The sequence below is a fragment of the Pseudonocardia alaniniphila genome (genome assembly GCF_022524485.1).
Lineage (GTDB): Bacteria > Actinomycetota > Actinomycetes > Mycobacteriales > Pseudonocardiaceae > Pseudonocardia > Pseudonocardia alaniniphila.
The window spans coordinates 42,428-61,527 of record NZ_JAKXMK010000010.1 but is presented as its reverse complement, the minus strand read 5'-3'; the positions used below and the strand labels follow the sequence as shown (position 1 = coordinate 61,527).

The following is a 19,100-nucleotide window of genomic DNA, read 5'->3' as shown; positions in this document are numbered from 1 at the left end:
TTCGGCTCGGTGTGGCCGCGCGGGATCCGGGACCGACGCTCATGACTCCAGTGCACGCACCCGCAGGATCTGCGGATCGGTAGGGCCAGGGTCAACGCTGACCGCGGTGACGGATTCGGACAGCGACGTCGTGAAGATCGTGAGCGCGAGCTGCGACTGTGCAAACGCGCTGAGCTTGCTGTAGCGGTGCGCGCGCTGGGGGTCCGCCCAGTCGAACCGGCCACCGCGGTGCAGCACGGACGACACGGTGATCACGCGAGCGTTGTCGGACCGCGCAAGAGACTCGGTGAGTGAGCGGATCAGCAGGTACGACAGTGTGCGCTCGGACGCGCGCCGTGAGGCCACCTCCGCCACGGTGCCTGCGTTGCCGAGGACGTCCCTCGCGAATGTCGTCGACGCCCTGGCGGCGAAGTAGCCCTTGGCCACGCCAGGACGAACCATTCACTCGACCTGACTTTGCACGGAAACGTGCGAAAAGGTTAACCTGAAGGGTGCCATTCGAGAATGAGAACGGTCCTTTGCAAGTTAATACTATCATGGGCGGGGAAGCCGTGGGAAGACCCCCTTTCGAACGTGAGCTCGAGGCAGAGACCGCCCGACTTCGCGCGCTGCATGCGCTGCTGTCCGTCGAGCTCGAAGCGGCCGGCGCTCAGGCGAAAGGCATGCTCGCCGCGCCGACGGGCGACGAGTTCAGCGCCCGCTGGGAGCGGGACGTCTCCGTGCATCGGTGGTCGGAGCGAGTGACCACGCTGACCGCCGCCCGTTCCGGATTGTGCTTCGGCCGGCTCGACCACACCGAAGGGACGACGAGTTACATCGGCCGGATAGGACTCACCGACCCGAGCGACGGTGAAAGCGCGCTCATCGACTGGCGCGCCCCCGCCGCGCAGCCGTTCTACTGCGCCACATTGGCCACGCCGCTCGGCGTGACCAGGCGGCGCCATTTCCAGCTCGCCGGCACGGCGCCGCGCGAGCGTGTCGTGGATTTCCACGACGACGTGCTGGACGGTGGCGCGGCAGCTGAAACCGATTCGGGGTCCGCTTCCGATCCGGCACTGCTCGCCGCGCTGAAGGCGCCTCGCGGTTCGACGATGCGCGACATCGTGACCACGATCCAGGCCGAGCAGGACGCGATCATCCGGCTGCCGCTCTCCGGCACCGTCGTCATCGAGGGCGGACCGGGAACCGGGAAGACCGCGGTCGCGCTGCACAGGGCCGCCTACCTGCTCTACACGCACCGCGATCGGCTCGCACGCAGCGGCGTACTGGTGGTCGGCCCGAGCGCAGGGTTCATCCGTTACGTCGGGGGTGTGCTGCCGGCGCTGGGCGAGTCCGCGGTCGTCTTCACGACGCCCGGCCGACTGCGCCACGGTGTCGTGGCGACCGCCGTCGATCCGGACGGCGTGGCTCGCCTCAAAGGCGACCTCGTGATGGTGGACGTGATGCGCCGCGCCGCCGCCGACAGACAGGAACTACCCGGAGCGCCGATCGCGATCGATCTCGAGGACGTCACCGTCGAGATCGACGATGCGACGGCGGCAGAGGCGCGGGCGCGCGCTCGCGCAACCGGGCTGCCGCACAACGCGGCACGGGCGACGTTCCGCGACACGCTCGGCAGCCTGCTCGTCCAGCAGGGCGTCGAGCGTCTGAACCAGGACCTCCAGGACCCACCGGAGCTCGCCGAGATCCTGCGTGAGCTCGGCGATCTCCCGGAGCTCGCGCCGGCCAGTGCGGCGCAGTTGACGGCCGAGTTGCGCCAGGAGCTACGCGACGACCTGCGCTCGCACCTCGACTTCCATGCCGCGGTCGAACGGCTCTGGCCGGCGCTGACGCCGGAGCAGGTACTCGCCGACCTCTACGCGTCACGGGAACGGCTCGCCGCCGCCGGTGGAGACATCGACGTCTCTGCGCTGTACCGCGAAAGCGGCGGCTGGACCGTGGCGGACGCCCCACTGCTCGACGAGCTGGCCGAGCTGCTCGGACCATCGCAGGAACCGCAGGCACAGCAGGGCGAACCGGACAGCGCATACGCCGCTGAGGTGCTGACCATCATCGAGTCGGCCGACCGCCAGCTCGCCGGAGAGGACCCCGACGAGCTGCGCCCCACCGACTTCGTCACCGCGGACGTGCTCGCTGCCCGTCATGTGCCGGAGCACCTCATGAGCGTCGCCGAGCGGGCAGCGGGTGACCGCGACTGGCGGTTCGGGCACATCGTCGTGGACGAGGCGCAAGAGCTCTCCGCCATGGACTGGCACGTACTGCTGCGCCGATGCCCGTCCCGTTCGGTCACCGCGGTCGGCGACCTCGCACAGCGCAGCGCCCCGGCGGGAGCGCAGGCCTGGGCCGATGTGCTCAGTGCGCACCTCGACTCCCGGTGGGCCTACCGGACGCTCACGGTCAACTACCGGACCCCGTCCGAGATCATGGAAATGGCAGCCAGCGTGCTGGCGGAGTTCGCCCCTGAACGCAGGGCGCCCGAATCGGTTCGGTCGACGGGTGAGAAGCCGTGGCAGCGCACCGTGCCGGCCGCCGACCTCGCCGCCGAGGTACGTGCGGCCGTCGAGGAGGAGGCCGCGAAGCTGGGTCGAGGAACCCTGGCGGTGATCGCCCCAGATCTCGCATGCCTCCCCGACCTCGGCGACACGCAGGCCATCGTGCACACACCGGTGTCGGCGAAAGGCCTCGAGTTCGACGTCGTCGTCATCGTCGATCCGGAACGGATCCGTGCGCAGAACCCCGCCGACCTGTACGTCTCCATCACCCGCGCCACCCGACGGCTGGGGCTGTTGCACGTCTGATCGGTTGTGAGGCCCGGCGCTGATACGCGAAAGGGGCCGGATTCCGCCGCGGGAGAGCGGATTCCGACCCCTTCCGATAATCAGCCACAGGAAACGAACCCGGTGCACTCGCGGTCGAAGTCTCACCACCTGCACTCCAGGCAATCTCAGCGAAAGCCTTCCGACCTGGGATGATGGCGGAGTAGCCTCGGGGCCGTGCAGATCGTCGAGTACTCCGGCGAGGAGTTGGAAGACGTCGCCGGTGAGTTCTTCCTTCCGGTGATCGTCCAGACGGTCCCGAATTCCACGGGCGGGTCGCGTTCCAGGAATTGGGCCGGACCCTGACACTCAGTCGGATGCACTTAGGGCAGATGTCGGCGGTCCGGACGGACCGGATGGTAGCAAGAGCGCCCGCCGACGACCTGATGCTTTTCTGCATTTATCTGGACGGCCAGGGCCGCGTTCGTCAGCACGACCGCTTCGTTGAGCCGGCGGCCGGTACGGGAGTGCTGGCCGAGGTCCGTAGCCGCTACGAGGCAGTCACATCGACCGAGGGTCTGAGCTTGAGCTTGCGTTTCTCCCGCGAGTCGCTCCCGCTCCGTACTGCCGAGATCACCGAGGCCTGCGCGCGCAGCATGGACCCCGCAGCCCCGGCCATGCAGGTGCTGTCCGGCTACCTCGGCCGGCTGTTCGATGTGGCCGACGAGCTCACCGCGGGGCAGCGGCTGGACGCCGGGCGAGCCGCGATCGAGCTGCTCGCGATGGTGCTGCGAGACGTCCCACCCGCAGTGCCCGACGGGAACGGCCCTGATGACGTGCTGCTCGAGATGATGCGGGTGCACGTTCGCGAGCACCTGGCCGATCCGCACCTGCGGGTCGAGGAACTGGCGCGGCGCCACCATGTGTCGGTCCGCCGGATGTACAGCCTGTTCGAACGGATCGGGACCACGCCCGGCGCCTTCCTTCGCGAGCAGCGGCTGCTCGCGGCACAGGCCATGTTGTCCGACCCGAGGTACGCCCGGCTCGGGACGTCGAGCATCGCGGCTGCGGTCGGGATCCGCGACCTCAGTACGTTCGAACGGGCGTTCCGTCGGCAGTACGGGACGACACCGGCCGGCTGGCGACGCGAGCACGTCGGCGCGGCGAACGAGGGCTGACGCGACTGCCACATGGTGCCATCCGGCGTCGATCCTGAGCCACTCTGGCTTGCAGTGGTGCCACTCGTGTGCCAAAGTGATGCCATGGACTTGACCTCGTATGTGGGCAACCTCGGACGCGAGTTCGCCACGCTCGCCGACGCCGGCGGTGACGAGGCCCGTGCGGTGGTCGAGCGCCTCAGCGGCTCACTCGAGTCCGCGATCCGGATGACACTGCTGGAAGCGCTCTCGGCTGCCGCGGACGAGATCACCCGCGACCTGGCCCCGGGTTCGGTGGAGCTGCGCCTGCGCGGACGCGATCCGGACTTCGTCGTGACCTCGCCGCCCGCGCAGCCGCTCCAGAACGCGACCGACGACGGCCCGGCGGTGGAGGACGACGTCGCGGACGCCGCTCCGCCGATCACCGAGGACGGCCCCACCACGCGGATCAACGTGCGCCTACCGGAGCAGCTCAAGGCCGCCATCGAGGAGGCTGCCGCCAAGGAAGGGCGCTCGGTCAACGCCTGGCTGGTGCGGGCTGCCGCCGCGGCCCTGCACAGCGGACGCGACGAGCGCCCCGAGCCGCGCGGCATCAAACGCAGCCAGCAGCGCTTCACCGGCTGGGTGCGCTAGCCACACCGCGTTCCATCACACGTCCCTGACCTGCGGGGACGCCCTACCGACTCATGACGAGGGGACAACCATGCCCAATTTCGAGACACCCGAACCGATTTCCGTCACGATCGAGCTCGGCGTCGCCGATGTGCGGATCACCGCGAGCGACCGGACCGAGACGCTCGTCGAGGTCCGTCCCAGTGAGGAGTCCGACGAGTCCGACGTGAAGGCCGCGCAGCAGGTTCGCGTCGATTTCACCAACGGCGTTCTCCACGTCGCCGGTCCGAAGCGGGTTTTCGACTTCTCCCGCAAGACCAGATCGGTCGACGTCTCCATCGAACTGCCCACCGGTTCCCAGGTGTCCGCCGAGATACAGGCGGGTGACTTCCGCAGTGCGGGCCGGCTCGGCGAGTGCCGGTTCAAGACCGGTGCCGGGAACGCCCAGCTGGAACGGACCGGCCCGCTGCGCCTGAACACGGGCGCCGGTCACCTCACCGTGGACGGAATCGCGGGCAATGCAGAGCTCTCCACCGGAACCGGAAAGGTCCGGCTCGGCGACATCGAGGGAACAGCGGTCGTCAAGAGCTCCAACGGCGACATCGTGATCGACAAGGTCGCCGCCGACGTGCGGGTGCGCACGGCCAACGGCGAGATCTCCATCGACCGGGCCGGTGCCGGTGTCGAAGCGAAAACGGCCAACGGCGGTATCCGTCTCGGCGAAGTGGTCCGCGGCACGGTCGTCCTCGGCACCGCCGCGGGCGACCTCGAGATCGGCATCGCCGAGGGCACCGCCGCTTGGCTCGAGGTGAACACCGGGTTCGGGCATGTGCGCAACCAACTGGATACCGCCGGCCGGCCCGAAGAGTCCGACGAGACCGTCGAGGTGCGTGCACGCACGTCCTACGGCGACGTCACGATCCGCCGCTCCTGACCGCTTCCGACCATTGCGAACGGAAATTCCATGACTACCACGCAATTCCAGTCGGCGATCACCGTGACCGGGCTGCGCAAGTCGTTCGCGGACCACGTCGTGCTCGACGGTCTCGACCTGGACGTGCCGAGAGGAACGGTCTTCTCACTGCTGGGCGCGAACGGCGCCGGGAAGACCACCACGGTCAAGATCCTGTCCACTTTGATCAGTGCCGACGCGGGTGCCGCCCGGGTCGCCGGACACGATCTGACGGCCGAAGCCGACGCGGTGCGCGCCGCGATCGGTGTCACCGGCCAGTTCTCGGCGGTGGACAACCTGCTCACCGGCGAGGAGAACCTGCTGCTGATGGCGGATCTTCATCACCTGTCCCACAGAGAGGGGCGGCGCCGCGCCGCCCGGCTCCTCGACCAGTTCGACCTTGTCGAGGCCGGCAGGAAACCGGCATCCACCTACTCCGGAGGTATGCGGCGGCGGCTCGACCTCGCGATGACCCTGGTCGGCAGCCCGCAGGTGATCTTCCTCGACGAGCCGACCACCGGACTGGATCCGCGCAGCCGCCGAGGCATGTGGCGGATCGTCCGCGACCTGGTGGCAGACGGCGTCACCATCTTCCTGACCACGCAGTACCTGGAAGAGGCCGACGAGTTGGCCGACCGGATCGCGGTCCTCGACCACGGCCGGCTGGTTGCCGAGGGAACCGCGGACGAACTCAAGCGCCGCATCCCCGGCGGGCACATCCGCCTGCGGTTCGCCGACCCGCGCGGCCTCGATGCAGCCTTACCCCTGCTGGGCCAGGTCTTTCGCGACAACGACGCGCTCACCCTGAGGGTGCCGAGCGACGGCGGAGTCCGCTCGCTGAAGACCCTGCTCGATCGGCTCGACCACCGGGGTATCGAGGTCGCCGAGCTGTCCGTGCACACCCCCGATCTCGATGACGTCTTCCTCGCCCTCACCGGCAACCCGGACGACCAGAAGGTGACCATCCGATGAGCGCCCCTGCCCACGCCCTCACACGCCCCGCCGCGACGAGTATGCGTTCCTACTCGCTGCGCGACTCGATGACGATGCTGCGCCGCAACCTCAAACACATGCTGCGATATCCGTCGATGACCGTGATGCTTGTCGGGATGCCGATCATTTTCCTGCTGCTGTTCGTCTACGTGTTCGGCGGCACGCTGGGCGCCGGTCTCGGCGGCGGCTCGGGAGGACGTTCCGAGTACGTCAACTACGTGGCACCCGCGATCATTCTGATGACCGTCACGGCCACGGTCCAGGGGACCGCGATCTCGATCGCCATGGACATGACCGAAGGCATCATCGCCCGGTTCCGCACCATGCACATCGCCCGTGTCTCGGTACTGACCGGGCACGTTCTGGGCAGCGTGATCCAAGCGATGCTCAGCCTGGCGATCGTGATCGGCGTGGCGTTGCTGGTCGGATTCCGGCCCGCCGCGGGGCTGGGCGCATGGCTGGCCACGGCCGGTTTCCTCGCGGTGGTGACGTTCGCGCTCGTGTGGTTGTCCGTCGCGCTCGGCCAGGTGAGCAAGAGCGTCGAGACCGCGAGCAATCTTCCTATGCCACTGGTTCTGCTGCCATTCCTCGGCAGCGGGTTCGTCCCCACCGACTCCATGCCCGACGGGCTGCGCTGGTTCGCCGAATACCAGCCGTTCACGCCGATCATCGAAACCCTGCGTGGCCTGCTGATGGACCAGCCGATCGGGAACAACGCGTGGATCGCGCTCGTCTGGTGCGCCCTGATCGCCCTGGGCGGCTACCTCTGGTCGAAGCAGCTGTTCGACCGCGAGTACTCGCGATGACAGCACCCCATCACAATGAATTCTGAATGCATCACGGCTTCCGAGGCGTGCCGAACATGAACTATCGCGAGATGAGGAACGACCATGAGTGAATCCGTCCACACCGTCACGACGCTGCCCGCGGCGCGCCGGCCCGGTTGCCCCTTCGACCCGCCGGCAGAGCTGACCGATGCCCGACGGCACGGCCCCATCAGCCGCTATCCCTTCCCCGACGGGCACCAGGGCTGGTTGATCACCGGATACGACCTGGTCCGGTCGGTCCTGGCCGACTCCCGGTTCAGCTCGCGCAAGGAGCTCATGCACCACCACCCGCTCATCGACTACGGCGACCTCATCGAAGTCCCTTCTGCGGCACCCGGCGAGTTCCTCCTCACCGACGAGCCGCAGCACAGCCGTTATCGCAAACCGCTGGTGGGCAAGTTCACCGTCCGGCGGATGCGCCAGCTCACCGAGCGCGTCGAGCAGGTCACCGCCGACCACCTGGACGCGATGGAGAAGGCCGGGCCGCCGGCGGACCTGGTCACCGCATTCGCCAGGCCCATCCCCGCCATCATGATCTGCGAGCTGCTCGGGGTGCCCTACGAGGAGCGGGACTCCTTCCAGGAGAACATCGACAAGTTCATGAACGGGGAGACGAGCGACGAGGACCTGATCGCGGCCTACCTCGCGACCCAGCAGTACCTCGCGGAGCTGGTGGCCGGCAAGCGCGCGCACCCCACCGATGACGTGCTCAGCGACCTCACCAGCAGCGATCTGACTGATGAGGAGCTGAGGGGGATCAGCCTGACCCTGCTGGCGGCCGGGCTCGACACCACCACGAACATGCTGGCGCTGGGCACCTTCGCGCTACTGCGCAACCCGGCGCAACTGGCCGCGCTGCGCGCCGATCCCGCGCTCGCCGACCGGGCCGTGGAGGAACTGTTGCGGTACCTGAGCGTCGCGAAGACGTTCATGCGAACGGCGCTGGAGGACGTCGAGTTGGGCGGCCAGACCATCGAGTCCGGCACGGCGGTCATCCTGTCGATCAACACCGCCAACCGCGACCCTGAGCGTTTCGATGATCCCGACGTGCTCGACCTCCACAGGCAGGACGGCGGCCACCTGGCCTTCGGCCACGGCATCCACCAGTGCCTCGGCCAGCAACTGGCCCGCGTCGAGATGCGGGTCGCGCTCCCTGCGCTGGTCAACCGCTTCCCCACCCTGCGCCTGGCCGTACCTGCCGAAGAGGTCGGCCTGCGCCCGGAGACCGCGGACATCTATGGAGTGAAGCGCCTCCCGGTCACCTGGGACGTGTGATCGCGCGCCGGCGGCGGGTGAGGGAGGCGGCCTTACGCCGCCTGGTACCGGTGCATGTCCTCGGCCAGCTCGGCGAACACCGCGACGTTGCACTCGAACGCGATGAGTGTCTCGTCGACGACCCTGGTTCGGTCGGTCTCGTTCCACGGGGCGGCGTCGAGCTTGGCGCGGTAGCGGTCGCGGAACGCGGGGGCACTGCCGATCTCGTCGAAGTGGTAGAACAGCGCGCCCTCGTCGACGATGCCGTAGTTGGTGGCCAGCAGCCGGCGGATGATCTGGCCGCCCGCGATGTCTCCGAGGTAGCGGGTGTAGTGGTGGGCGACGTAGCCGCCTGCCCACACCGACGCCTCGTGAATGCGTCGCACGTACGACTCGGTGGCGGGAAGCGGGCGGATCGTCTCGCGCCAGTCCGGCCCGACGAGGAACGCCATGTCGGCCTCGAGCTTCGGCAGCCTGCGCAGCTCGTCGAAGACGAACTCGCGACCGGTGTCGTCGCCGGCCATCGTGTCGCTGACCTGTTCGATCGCCCGGTAGATGAAGTAGTACTGGACCGCGAGCTGCGTGTAGCCGGCCAGCGTGAGCTCGCTGCCCAACAGCGCGTTCATGTAGCCGGAGTGGTTGGCGCGCTCGTGGACGGCCCTGGTGGAGGCGCGCAGCGTCGCGGAGAACGGGGCCGAGACGAGGTCGGTGGTCACCGGCATTGGGGCGTCTCCTCGGGGCAACGATCTGACACCTTGTCAGAAAGAGCTTAGGTCATCCCCGCGAGTTAGGCTACCCTTATTTCGCCGTCCCCTCGTCGACCTCACTCGCTCCGACTGCTCGCAGCACGAACCGCACAGCGGCCTCGATGGCCTGATCCAGCTGCTCAGGCGGCACGTCGACGACCTGGCGACTGGCCAGCGCCGCAGTGATCATCGGGAGCAGGATGTCCGGATCCTCGTCCGGCAACCGCCCCGCGCGCCGCCCGGCGTCGAGAATCTCGCGCAGCTGTTCGGTGATCGGGTCGGCGTGCGCGCTGATTCGCCGGTACGCGGCCGGTGCGAGCGCGGACGCCAGCGCGGTGCCCGGCGGGAGGTGGTACTCGGCGAGCACACGCAGCTGCAGCCGCACGAACGTGGCGAGCTTGGCCACCGGGTCGGGGATCGCGTCGACGGCCTCGCGCAGCCGGTCGACGTAGCCGGCCGCCTCGGCCTCGACGAAGGCGACGAGCAGGCTTTCCTTGTCGGGGAAGTGGTTGTACATCGCGGTACGACCGAGGCCGGCCTCGGCCGCGACCCCGGCGAGGGTGACCGCGTCGAACCCCCGCTCGTAGAGCTGCGTGCGCAGCACCTCGAAGACCCGTGCCCGCACCTGCTGGCGGTGGGCGTGCAGCGAGCCCCCGATGATCTTCGGCATCGCGCACCTCCGTCCGCCCGTGCCTGTTGAGGCCAACCTAGGGGACGCGCGTCGATCAGACCCTGACGAATGGGCAACGCAGGTCGCCGATAGAGCGATCGGATGCCCCGTGTGGCTACCGACCGGGAGTCAGCACGATCCGGCCGAACACCTCGCCCGCGTCCATCCGGTGGTGCGCGATTGCGGCCTGGTCGAGAGGTAGCACATCGTGGATCACGGTGCGGAGTTCACCGCGTGCCGCGGCCGCGAACTGCGCGGCGCGCACGGCGCGTCGATCGGCGGCGGGCACGGTGGCGGAGCTGAAGGTGGCGATGGACAGGGACTTCTGGAAGGAGGCCATCAACCTGGAGCCGAGGTCGCTGGGCGGCAGGCCGCCCACTGCCCCGACCACGACGACGCGCCCGTTCGGGTTGAGCAAGTCGAGGAGGTCAGGCAGGGCGGGGCCCGCCACGATGTCGATGACCACGTCGAACCCGGGGCCTCCGCGTGCCGTGCGGTCGAGCACGTGCGTCGCACCGAGTTCGCGCAGGCGCTCGCCGCGCTCGGGCGAGGACGTGGTGACCGCCACGGCACCGGCACCCTGCTGAGCAGCAAGTTGGACCGTCGTGGTGCCGATGCTGCCGGAGGCGCCCCGCACGAGCACCGACTCGCCGGCAGCGAGGTGGGCGTGGGCGAGGCCGAAGTGCGCCACCACGCCGGAGCCGCCGAGCGCGACTGCGTCGGCGGGCGCGAGGTCCGCCGGCAGGGGGTGGATCTCCTCGACGGTGGCGACCGCGCGTTCGACGTAGCCTCCGCCGGTTCCGGTGAAGGCCCACACGCGGCGACCGATCCAGGACGGGTCTACGTCCGCTCCGACCGCGGTCACGACACCGGCGACCTCGCTGCCGGGGACGTGGCCCTCGGTGAAGCCGTAGGAGCCGAGGGTGCCCCGGCGGATGACGGCGTCAACGCCACCGACGCCGATCGCCTCGGGTGCGACCAGTACCTGGCCACGATCCGGGACCGGCTCCGGGACGTCGACCACCTCGAGACCCTCCGGGCCTCCGAACGACGTGATCACGATCGCCTTCACGTTGCCGGAAGCTAACGGACGGGCCCGTCCGTTCAGCCGAAGTGAGAGAAGTGGTCCAACATCTGCCTCGTTCCCTGCGCTCCGATGCCCGTGACAACCGGGACCGGATCCTCGAAGCGGCCCGCGCATTGTTCGCCGCCGAGGGGTTGGCCGTCCCGATGCGGGAGGTCGCGCGGCGCGCGGGGGTCGGGCCCGCCACCCTGTACCGCCACTTCCCGGCGAAGGAGGCGCTGGTCACCGAGGCCTTCGCCGACCAGGTGCGGGCATGTCGGGTGATCGTTGACGAAGGTCTTCGGGAGCAGGATCCCTGGGATGGCATCCGCCTGGTGATCGAACGGATCTGCGAGCTGCACGCGCGCGACCGCGGGCTTACTACGGCGTTCATAGCGGCCTACCCGCACGCTGCGGACTTCGCCGCAAACCGCGACCACGCGCTGAAGGCGATCGCCGAACTGGCGCGACGAGCGAAGGCGGCGGGTCGGCTGCGGCCCGACTTCGTCGTTGACGACATGGTCCTGGTGCTCATGGCGAATGACGGCATTCACGCCGCGTCGCCTGCCGCCCGCGTCGCGGCCTCCCGTCGCTTCGCCGCTCTCGTGATCCAGGCTCTTCAGGCCACGCCGACGCCGGCGCCGCTCCCGCCCGCCGCCAGGCTGGCACCGATGGCGGGTAGCCGCGCCCGATGAGAGCGCCGACGAGGCCAGGTCCACCGTCTCGCTACATCGAGCTCGTATCCAGGCTAGGCGTACACCGTGAGCACCAGGGCTGCGATCCACAGGAGGGCCAGTACCTGCAGCACGCGGTCGCCGAGCGCGATCTCCTCGGGCGCGCCGCCGTTGCCGGAGTCGACGTCCACCGAGTAGCGCAGCACGGCGATCACGAACGGCACGATCGAGATCACCGACCAGACGCTGCTGTGCTGCTCCACGCCGATGTCGAAGGCCCACAGGGAGTACGTCGTGATCAGCACGGTGGCCGAGAGCGCCCAGACGAACCGCAGGTACGACGAGGAGTAGCTCTCCAGCGACTTGCGGATCTTCGCGCCGGTGCGCTCCGCCAGCATCATCTCCGCGTAGCGCTTGCCGGCCACCATGAACAGCGACCCGAACCCGGCGACCAGCAGGAACCACTGCGACAGCGGGATGCCGGTGGCCGCGCCACCCGCGATGGCGCGCAGTAGGAAGCCGGACGCGACGATGCAGATGTCGAGCACCGGCTGGTGCTTGAGCCAGAAGCAGTACGCCAGCTGCACCCCGATGTAGACCGCGAGGACGATCACGAGGCTCGCCCCTGCCAGCAGGCTCAGCGCGAGCGAGCCCAGCAGCAGCACGCCGGCCACCACCATCGCGAGCGGGCCCGGGACGATCCCGGCTGCAATCGGACGGTTGCGCTTCGTCGGGTGCGCCCGGTCGGCCGCGACGTCGTTCGCATCGTTGACCAGGTAGATGCCGGATGCGGCGAGCGAGAACGCCGCGAACGCGATCGCGAGATTGATCGCGATGCCCCCGGTGAACAGGTCACCACCGACGAATGGCGCCGCGAGCACCAAGACGTTCTTCAGCCATTGCCGCGGCCGCATCGTCTTGACGACGCCGCGGGCGACGCTCACGGGCGTGCGGTTCAGCTGTGGGGCGATCTGCTGTGCGGGCGCGTCGGTACTGGTCATCGATCGTCCTTCTGGGAGAGACGGCGAACGGCGAGCGGGCGGCAGCACGATTGGCTCCGGCCGTTGCGATGTGGGCTCATGGGTTGCCGGGTGGATTCTCGGAGTCGGGAGCACTCCCGCCCGCGGAGGCAGAAGAGGAGCGGGAGGATTGGCCGAGGTCCCAGATCGCGCAGCCGTCCTGAGCTGAGGAGCGGATCTGGTCGGCGTTGTCGGCCAGCCAACTCGCCAGCGGCCCGCCTGCCGGAACGAGTTGGGGATCGCCGACCACCAGGAACCTCGCCCCCTCGGCGCGCAGACTCTGCACACTCTCAGGGGTGTGCTTGTCGGCGGGCAGGCTCCAGCCCTGCCTGTCGGCGAGGAAGAACACGATCGGTTCCTGGTAGTTGTTGGTCACCCCGTCCTCGATCGTGCGGCTGGTGGTACTGACCACCACCAAGTCCGACGGGCTCGACACCGCATCGAGCTGCGTCGCGCAGGCCCCGAAGACTCCGGAGCGGTCCGGCAATGACTGGAAGAACACGTTCACGGCCTGGGAGCCCAACAGCACGGCCATCGCGACGCCGGTCATACCGATTGCGAGGGGGCTCCATCGCCCGCGGGTCCAATGCAGCACCGCAGTACATCCGGCACCGATGGCGAGTGCCGCATAGGGCAGCGAATAGACGTGGTACTGGATTCCCAGGTCGGTGCTGCTGTAGCGGCCCACCGCGAAGTAGTACACGGCCAACGCGATCATCCCGGCGGCGAGCAATGGCACGGTGAGGGAAGTGCTCGAGTGGCGCCGCCAAAGCCACACCGCGCCGAACACCGCCAGCGGCACCCCGATCAGTCCGTAGATGAAAATCGCCTCGCTGCGGAAGTTGCCCACGTAGAAGCCGGGGCTCAGCCACAGTTCGAGGCTGCCCCACTTGCTGTCACCGCCGGAGATCACGCCGAAGGTGTTGCCGTAGGTGGCGTGCAGCCAGGCCGCGTGGCGCAGCCACAGCACGGGCGCCACCAACGCCGCCAGGCCGGCCACGTACAGGGAGGGCCTGCGCAACCGGTCCCGGGCGGCGAAGACCAGCCACAGCCCTAGGACCGCCCCGATGTGCAGTGACGTCGGCTTCACGAGCGCCGCCATCGAGGTCGCCGCCGCGGCCCACACCAGGAAGATGACCCGGTCCTCGCGCAGCCAGCGACAGAATCCGAGCAGGGCGAGCATGTAGAACGCCAATACCGTCGCCTCGGGCATGAACGCCGTCCCCCAGCGCATGAACGCCGGGGACAGGAAGAACGCTGCCAGCGCCCACTGAGCCGCGGTCGGGGGCAGCAGCCTCCGAGCCAGGCCCCAGAACGCGGCCGCAGCCACCAGCATGAAACCCAGCGAGATCAGCCGGCCCAGCGCGACATGTTCACCGAAGACGAGATACAGCACCGCGGTCAGCCACGGCAGCAGCTGGAACTCGGTCTCCACATATCCGGGGCCCGCCCCACCCCAGTTGATCTGCGGAAAGAAGATGTTCATGCCGTTTGTGGCGAAGTTGTGCGCGATAGTGGCAGTGTCACTCTGCCGCCAGATATCACCCGGATAGGTCAGCGGCCCATATGCACGCACGACCGACAGCACGACCACGATCCCGACGATCGCGAAAACCCACCACTGCAACGCCGGCAGTCGCGGACGAATTTCGACGGTGTCGATTCCCTCCTCGCACGCGCGGCCGGGGTCGTCGACCCTCGCCTCGCGGGTCGGACCCACACGCTCATTGGCAGACACAGTTCAATCACCTTGCAGACAAGAGGAGGCGCCAAGCTCCTTAGCGGGAAACGGCGCCTCAGCAGACCGTTGGGTACCGCGGATGCGTCGAAGACGCTGTCCGGGAAGTGGAGTCAGCTGGCCGTACGGCCTATGTCCGCAAGATGCAGAGAAGATAGGGAGACGATTCCGGTGTGGCCTGCCGGAGAACGGCGTTCCGGCCCCAGCCGGCCCCTGCGGAAGGCGCATCAACGTTCGCGGGAAGCACGATGAGCCCCGGCATGCCATCGAGCGCGGGTGGGGCCGGCAGAACTATGGCGTCCAGACCATCGGAATGTGGATCGCAATGCGAATGCGGGGCCGCGGTGGCGACGAGCCCGTCATGCACAGCTGTGCCCGTCGCCACCGGTGCCGTGAGCGAGCCGTAGCCGGCCTCGCGTCGGCTCACCAGAGCGTCGGTATCGACGAACAGCGTCCGCGACCCGTCCTCGACGACATCGGACAGATGCTCGGCGAGAGGATCGGGTGCGGCTACTGCGAGGAGCCGTTCGCTGAGCGGCGGCGTCGCGCTTTGTGTGTCGGCCGACTGCGCCTCGCTCGCGTCCTCGGAGCAGCAGCACAGGATCAGCAACCCACCGATCACTGCCGTCACTGCCAGCAGAGCCAGGTGACGCAGACCTGACGGGCCAGACCATGCAGGCTTCACCGGATCCGCAGCACGGCCGGGCGCGGCCATGTTCAGCTGCGCCGGCGCTCGGGTCACGGGCGGAAAGGCTAGAGATCCCAAGTTGAAAGGACGCTGAGACCGGTCTTGCGGTCACACCGTTGCCGCCTGCCCGCCCGCTTCGCCGGCCCCACACCGACGTTCACGCCATTCAGAGCGCATCGGCGCGTGCGTTCGTCTGGTGACCGCGATGACCGGGAGAACCACTCACCTATCCGCACAACGTCAACCGAGCGCGTCCCGCTTGCGCCCCAGCAATTCCCGCTCGCGGGCGTTCCCGCACCGCCCCACCGCGAGCCCCAGCGCCTTCCGGGCCTCCGCCAGCCGTCCGAGTCGGGTCAGCAGTTCGCCGCGGACGGCAGGGAGCAGGTGGGAGTTGCGGAACTCGGCGGCGGCCCGTCCACGATCGTGAGGGCAGCCGCCGGCCCCTCGGCCATCGAGACGGCCACGGCGCGGTTCAGGTCGACCACCGGGGACGGAGGGAGGCGGCCGAGGGCGTCGTAGAGCAGGACGATGCGGGGCCAGTCCGTCTGCTCCACCGACGGCGCGATGGCGTGGCACTCGGCGATGGCGGCCTACAGGCCGTACGGGCCCAGGCCGCGGCCCACCCGGGCGGCGCGGGTGAGGGCCGCCCGGCCGCGGCCGATGGCTGCGCGGTCCCAGCGGGCGCGGTCCTGGTCCTCGAGCAGGACCGGCTCGCCGGACGGACCGGTGCGGGCAGGGAAGCGGGCGGCGGTGAGCTCGAGCAGCGCGAGCAGGCCCAGGACCTCCGGTTCATGTGGCAGCAGGCGGGCCAGCCGGACGGCTACGTGGGCCAGGTCGGTGCGGATCCAGCGCTCCCCCGAGGTCGCCGTCGAGCCCTCGGTGAAGATCACGTAGACCACGCTCAGCACCGAGCCGATGCGAGCCGAGCGGTCCTGTGGGGCCGGCGCCTCGAACGGGACGCGGGCGGCGGCCAGGGTCTTCTTGGTGCGGGTGATCCTGGCCTGCACGGTGGCGGTGGGGACCAGGAAGGCGCGGGCGATCTCGTCGCTGGTCAGGCCGCCGAGCACGCGCAGCGCGAGCGCCACTCTCGCCTCCCGCGAGACGACCGGGTGGCAGGCGATGAACGCCAGGCCAGGACGTCGTCGTCGATCTGGTCCGGGTCCCACAGGACGTCGCCGTCCGGGGGTTCCTGCGGGGCCGGGGCGCCGGACGTGGCGCCGCCCTCGCCGAGGTCACGGGGCGAGGACGGCGTAACGGTCGTCCTGGACGGCACGGCGGCGGAAGCCGTCGACGGCCCGGCGGCGGCCGACGGTCAGCAGGTATCCCGCCGGGTTGCGGGGTGCGCCCTCGCGGGGCCAGCTGACCAGCGCCTCGTGCGCGAGGTCCTCGGCGAGGGCGAAGTCGCCGGTGTAGCCGGCCGGCGCGCCGACGATCCGGGCGGACTCGATCCGCCAGATCGCCTCCACGCGCGACGAGAGGATCGCAATCCACTGGGTCAGGGCGAGCCGGTGGGCCAGAAGCTCCCGGTGCGGGTGGCCAACCAGTGGGCCAGCACAGCATTGACCTTCTCGGGCTGTTCGAGGGCCACCCAGTGACCTGCCTCGATCGTGATCTCGGTGAGGTCGCGGCACCAGCGTCGCATCGGTTCGGCGGCGTCTGTGGTGACGACGTCGGCCACCTGGTCGTATGCGGCGCCGACGAAGAGCACCGGAAGATCGAGATGGCCGTCTCCAGGGGCGCGTGACGCGAAGTCGCGGTTCGCGACGTGGTTGAGGTAGTAGGCGATCGGTCCGGCGAAACCGTTGCGGGCGAATGACGAGGCGAGCGCGGCGAGGTCGACCTCGTCGAGCACCGCGGTGTCCAGCGGAACGTCCGGCACGATGCCGGTTCCGCCGAACCATCCACCGTCGCGGCTGATCACGGCTGTTCTCGACACGGTGCCGATACTCGCCTGATCACCACGGCGGTAGAACGCCTTCACCACGCCGGCAGGTGCGGAGTCGAACAGCTCGATGACCTCATCGGCGTGCTGTTCGTAGTAGGCCATGTAGTCGTACTGCCCGGCCGGATACGTCTCCGCCGGATAGGTGGTGCGGTTGACCGACGACAGAAGGGCGTCGAGCCCGCGTTCGAGCCGAGCGTAGGGGACGCACAGGCTCGCGACGGCGACGCAGCGGTCGGGATGGTGAGCGGCCAGGTTCCAGACCGTGGGGCTTCCCCAGTCGTGTCCGATCCACACCGCGCTGTGCCGGCCGAGGTGAGCGAGCAACTCCAGCATGTCGGCGACAACATTCTCCTGGGCGTACGCGTCGGATGATCCGTACACCGTCGAGTTGCCGTATCCGCGCATGTCCGGCGCCACCACCCGAAATCCGAGAGCGGCGAAGCAGCGAATCTGGTGCTTCCAGGTCCGTGCGGTGGCAGGCCAGCCGTGCACGAAGATCATCAGCGCGCCGTCGGGCGGACCAGCAGCCAGATAGGAGGTGGTGTGTCTCGGCGACCTGACGACGTGCTCGGTGATTCCCAATGGCACACACCCCTTGCCGGGCGACGCTCGTTCGATTCCCCTCGCGCGCCGTGCTGGGCCACCAGCCCGGCATGCGAGAATAAAACAGCTGAGTACCAAGTTTATACTGAGTTGTTCGTGCATCCGGTCACACCGATCGGAACCGCCCCGCCCACCTCAGGAAACGGTTCCCGCTCACGGGCGTTCCCGCACCGCCCCACCGCGAGGCCCAGCGCCTTCCGCGCCTCCGCCACCCGCCCGAGCGGTGTCAGCATTTCGAGGAACCCACGATGGCGGCCGGCTCCCTGTGCGCTCTGAGCCTCCGTGACGTAGTGATCTCGGTTGACTTGCGGGGTCCTCAGCTTGTCTCACGCAGCACGGATCGTCCGCGTTCGGCGCGTGTCACGAGCTGCCCGCCGTCGTCGCGTCTCGATCAAGCCTTCGCGACCGCCGTGAGCTTCGGGACGAAGGAGTCGAGCAGGTACGGCAGCGAGAGAACGCTGGCGAACTGCAGGGCGTCGTAATCGGCGCCCTCGATGAATATTGACCGGCCCTGCGCGATGGCCGGCACGACCTTCAGGATCGGGTCCGCCTCGATCGAGGACTTCTCCTGCTGCGAACCCGACTGGAACACCACCACGTCCTCGTTCAGCATTCCGGCCTGTTCGCGGCTCAGGTAGCCGTAGAACTGGTCGCCGGCGATCGCGTCGAGCGCTGGCGGCACTACCATCCCGAGCTCGCCGAAGAACCGCGTGCGGGTGTCGGCGCTGGCGTGGATGGGGTACCGGCCGTCGTAGGAGGGGCCGGAGAGCGCCAGGCTCTTCCCGATCAGGCCGGGGTTAGCGGCCTTGACCTCGGCGAACTTCGCCTCGACTTGAGCGACGAGCTCCTCGGCCCTGCCGCTCTGGCCGAGGGCGCGGCCGGCGATGCGGGTCTGGTCTTGCCACGGCACGCCGAAGTCCAGGTACTCCTTCGGCGGCACGACGACCGGCGCGATCCGGCTCAGCACCTCGTACTGGTTCTGGTCGAGCCCGGCTGTCACGGCCATGATCAGGTCCGGTCGGAGCGCGGCGACCGCCTCGGGGTCGACCTCCTCGCGCGGCAGGATCGTCGGCGTCGCACTGCCTGCGGCCGTGTCGACCCAGGGGAAGAACACATCGTCCTGCGGGCCGAAGGCGTAGCGCACGCCGACCGGCACGACGCCGAATGCAAGGATCGCATCCTGCTCGGTGTAGCCGAGCGACACCACGCGCTGCGGCGGCGCCGCGATCGTGGTGCTGCCGAACTTGTGGTCGATCGTCACCGGATAAGCGCCATCCGTTGTGGGCGCGGGCGCAGCTTGCTCGATCGACGACGAGGAACAGCTTGTGAGCAGGGCGAGCGCCGCGAGGCCGGCGGCGACGAGGGGAGCGGGTCGGAGACGCACCCGACCTTCCTACCCGAAG

18 protein-coding genes and 1 pseudogene are annotated in these 19,100 nt (G+C 68.9%); 9 read left to right on the top strand and 10 right to left on the bottom strand.

Annotated elements, in window-relative coordinates:
- Positions 1–39: 39 nt before the first annotated feature.
- Entirely contained in the window at positions 40–441 is a 402-nt protein-coding gene (locus tag MMF94_RS12730) for a Rossmann-fold NAD(P)-binding domain-containing protein (RefSeq protein ID WP_241036581.1), read from the bottom strand.
- A 50-nt stretch (positions 442–491) separates the two neighbouring features.
- Between MMF94_RS12730 and MMF94_RS12725 the strand changes: the two genes are divergently transcribed.
- From MMF94_RS12725 to MMF94_RS12695, 8 genes are all read left to right on the top strand, one after another.
- Positions 492–2,798, top strand: a complete 2,307-nt coding sequence (locus tag MMF94_RS12725) for a UvrD-helicase domain-containing protein (RefSeq protein ID WP_241036580.1) — start codon at positions 492–494, stop codon at positions 2,796–2,798.
- Between the two features lie 195 nt (positions 2,799–2,993).
- A complete protein-coding gene (locus MMF94_RS43335; protein ID WP_277398713.1) occupies positions 2,994–3,122 on the top strand; it encodes a hypothetical protein in 129 nt (42 codons plus the stop codon).
- Between the two features lie 11 nt (positions 3,123–3,133).
- Positions 3,134–3,934 carry a helix-turn-helix domain-containing protein gene (locus MMF94_RS12720; protein ID WP_241036579.1) on the top strand — a complete coding sequence of 267 codons (801 nt, stop codon included), beginning with the start codon at positions 3,134–3,136 and terminating at the stop codon, positions 3,932–3,934.
- An 84-nt stretch (positions 3,935–4,018) separates the two neighbouring features.
- Entirely contained in the window at positions 4,019–4,546 is a 528-nt protein-coding gene (locus MMF94_RS12715) for a YlcI/YnfO family protein (RefSeq protein ID WP_241036578.1), read from the top strand.
- 70 nt (positions 4,547–4,616) lie between these two features.
- Positions 4,617–5,459, top strand: coding sequence for a DUF4097 family beta strand repeat-containing protein (locus tag MMF94_RS12710; RefSeq protein WP_241036577.1), 843 nt, complete (start codon positions 4,617–4,619; stop codon positions 5,457–5,459).
- A 30-nt stretch (positions 5,460–5,489) separates the two neighbouring features.
- Entirely contained in the window at positions 5,490–6,449 is a 960-nt protein-coding gene (locus MMF94_RS12705) for an ATP-binding cassette domain-containing protein (RefSeq protein ID WP_241036576.1), read from the top strand.
- On the top strand, positions 6,446–7,276 hold the full coding sequence (locus MMF94_RS12700) for an ABC transporter permease (protein WP_241036575.1): 831 nt from the start codon (positions 6,446–6,448) through the stop codon (positions 7,274–7,276). The genes MMF94_RS12705 and MMF94_RS12700 overlap by 4 nt, the downstream gene beginning before the upstream one ends.
- Positions 7,277–7,360: 84 nt before the next feature.
- A complete protein-coding gene (locus MMF94_RS12695; protein WP_241036574.1) occupies positions 7,361–8,572 on the top strand; it encodes a cytochrome P450 in 1,212 nt (403 codons plus the stop codon).
- 32 nt (positions 8,573–8,604) lie between these two features.
- Here MMF94_RS12695 and MMF94_RS12690 read toward each other — a convergent pair whose 3' ends face one another.
- The 3 genes from MMF94_RS12690 to MMF94_RS12680 all read right to left on the bottom strand — a co-directional run bounded on the left by MMF94_RS12690 (position 8,605) and on the right by MMF94_RS12680 (position 11,039).
- Positions 8,605–9,273 carry a biliverdin-producing heme oxygenase gene (locus tag MMF94_RS12690; protein WP_241036573.1) on the bottom strand — a complete coding sequence of 223 codons (669 nt, stop codon included), beginning with the start codon at positions 9,271–9,273 and terminating at the stop codon, positions 8,605–8,607.
- A gap of 76 nt (positions 9,274–9,349) precedes the next feature.
- Positions 9,350–9,967: a TetR/AcrR family transcriptional regulator gene (locus MMF94_RS12685; protein WP_241036572.1), complete on the bottom strand. Its 618-nt coding sequence runs from the start codon at positions 9,965–9,967 to the stop codon at positions 9,350–9,352.
- Positions 9,968–10,082: 115 nt separating this feature from the next.
- Positions 10,083–11,039 carry a zinc-binding dehydrogenase gene (locus MMF94_RS12680; RefSeq protein ID WP_241036571.1) on the bottom strand — a complete coding sequence of 319 codons (957 nt, stop codon included), beginning with the start codon at positions 11,037–11,039 and terminating at the stop codon, positions 10,083–10,085.
- Positions 11,040–11,089: 50 nt separating this feature from the next.
- Here MMF94_RS12680 and MMF94_RS12675 point away from each other — a divergent pair, with 50 nt between their 5' ends.
- Complete coding sequence (locus MMF94_RS12675) at positions 11,090–11,725, top strand: TetR/AcrR family transcriptional regulator (protein ID WP_241036570.1); 636 nt, start codon at positions 11,090–11,092, stop codon at positions 11,723–11,725.
- A 53-nt stretch (positions 11,726–11,778) separates the two neighbouring features.
- Here the strand turns inward: MMF94_RS12675 and MMF94_RS12670 are convergent, their stop codons facing one another.
- The 6 genes and pseudogenes from MMF94_RS12670 to MMF94_RS12635 form a co-directional block, all read right to left on the bottom strand.
- Positions 11,779–12,705, bottom strand: coding sequence for a decaprenyl-phosphate phosphoribosyltransferase (locus MMF94_RS12670; protein WP_241036569.1), 927 nt, complete (start codon positions 12,703–12,705; stop codon positions 11,779–11,781).
- Between the two features lie 76 nt (positions 12,706–12,781).
- Positions 12,782–14,461 (bottom strand): ArnT family glycosyltransferase, encoded by a 1,680-nt coding sequence (locus MMF94_RS12665; RefSeq protein ID WP_241036568.1) that lies wholly within the window; start codon positions 14,459–14,461, stop codon positions 12,782–12,784.
- A 130-nt stretch (positions 14,462–14,591) separates the two neighbouring features.
- Entirely contained in the window at positions 14,592–15,203 is a 612-nt protein-coding gene (locus MMF94_RS12660) for a hypothetical protein (protein WP_241036567.1), read from the bottom strand.
- A gap of 186 nt (positions 15,204–15,389) precedes the next feature.
- A pseudogene (locus MMF94_RS43565) lies at positions 15,390–16,615 on the bottom strand (RNA polymerase sigma factor).
- Positions 16,616–16,644: 29 nt separating this feature from the next.
- Positions 16,645–17,676 (bottom strand): alpha/beta fold hydrolase, encoded by a 1,032-nt coding sequence (locus MMF94_RS12640; protein WP_241036563.1) that lies wholly within the window; start codon positions 17,674–17,676, stop codon positions 16,645–16,647.
- 412 nt (positions 17,677–18,088) lie between these two features.
- Positions 18,089–19,081 carry an iron-siderophore ABC transporter substrate-binding protein gene (locus tag MMF94_RS12635; RefSeq protein WP_241036562.1) on the bottom strand — a complete coding sequence of 331 codons (993 nt, stop codon included), beginning with the start codon at positions 19,079–19,081 and terminating at the stop codon, positions 18,089–18,091.
- Positions 19,082–19,100: the final 19 nt, after the last annotated feature.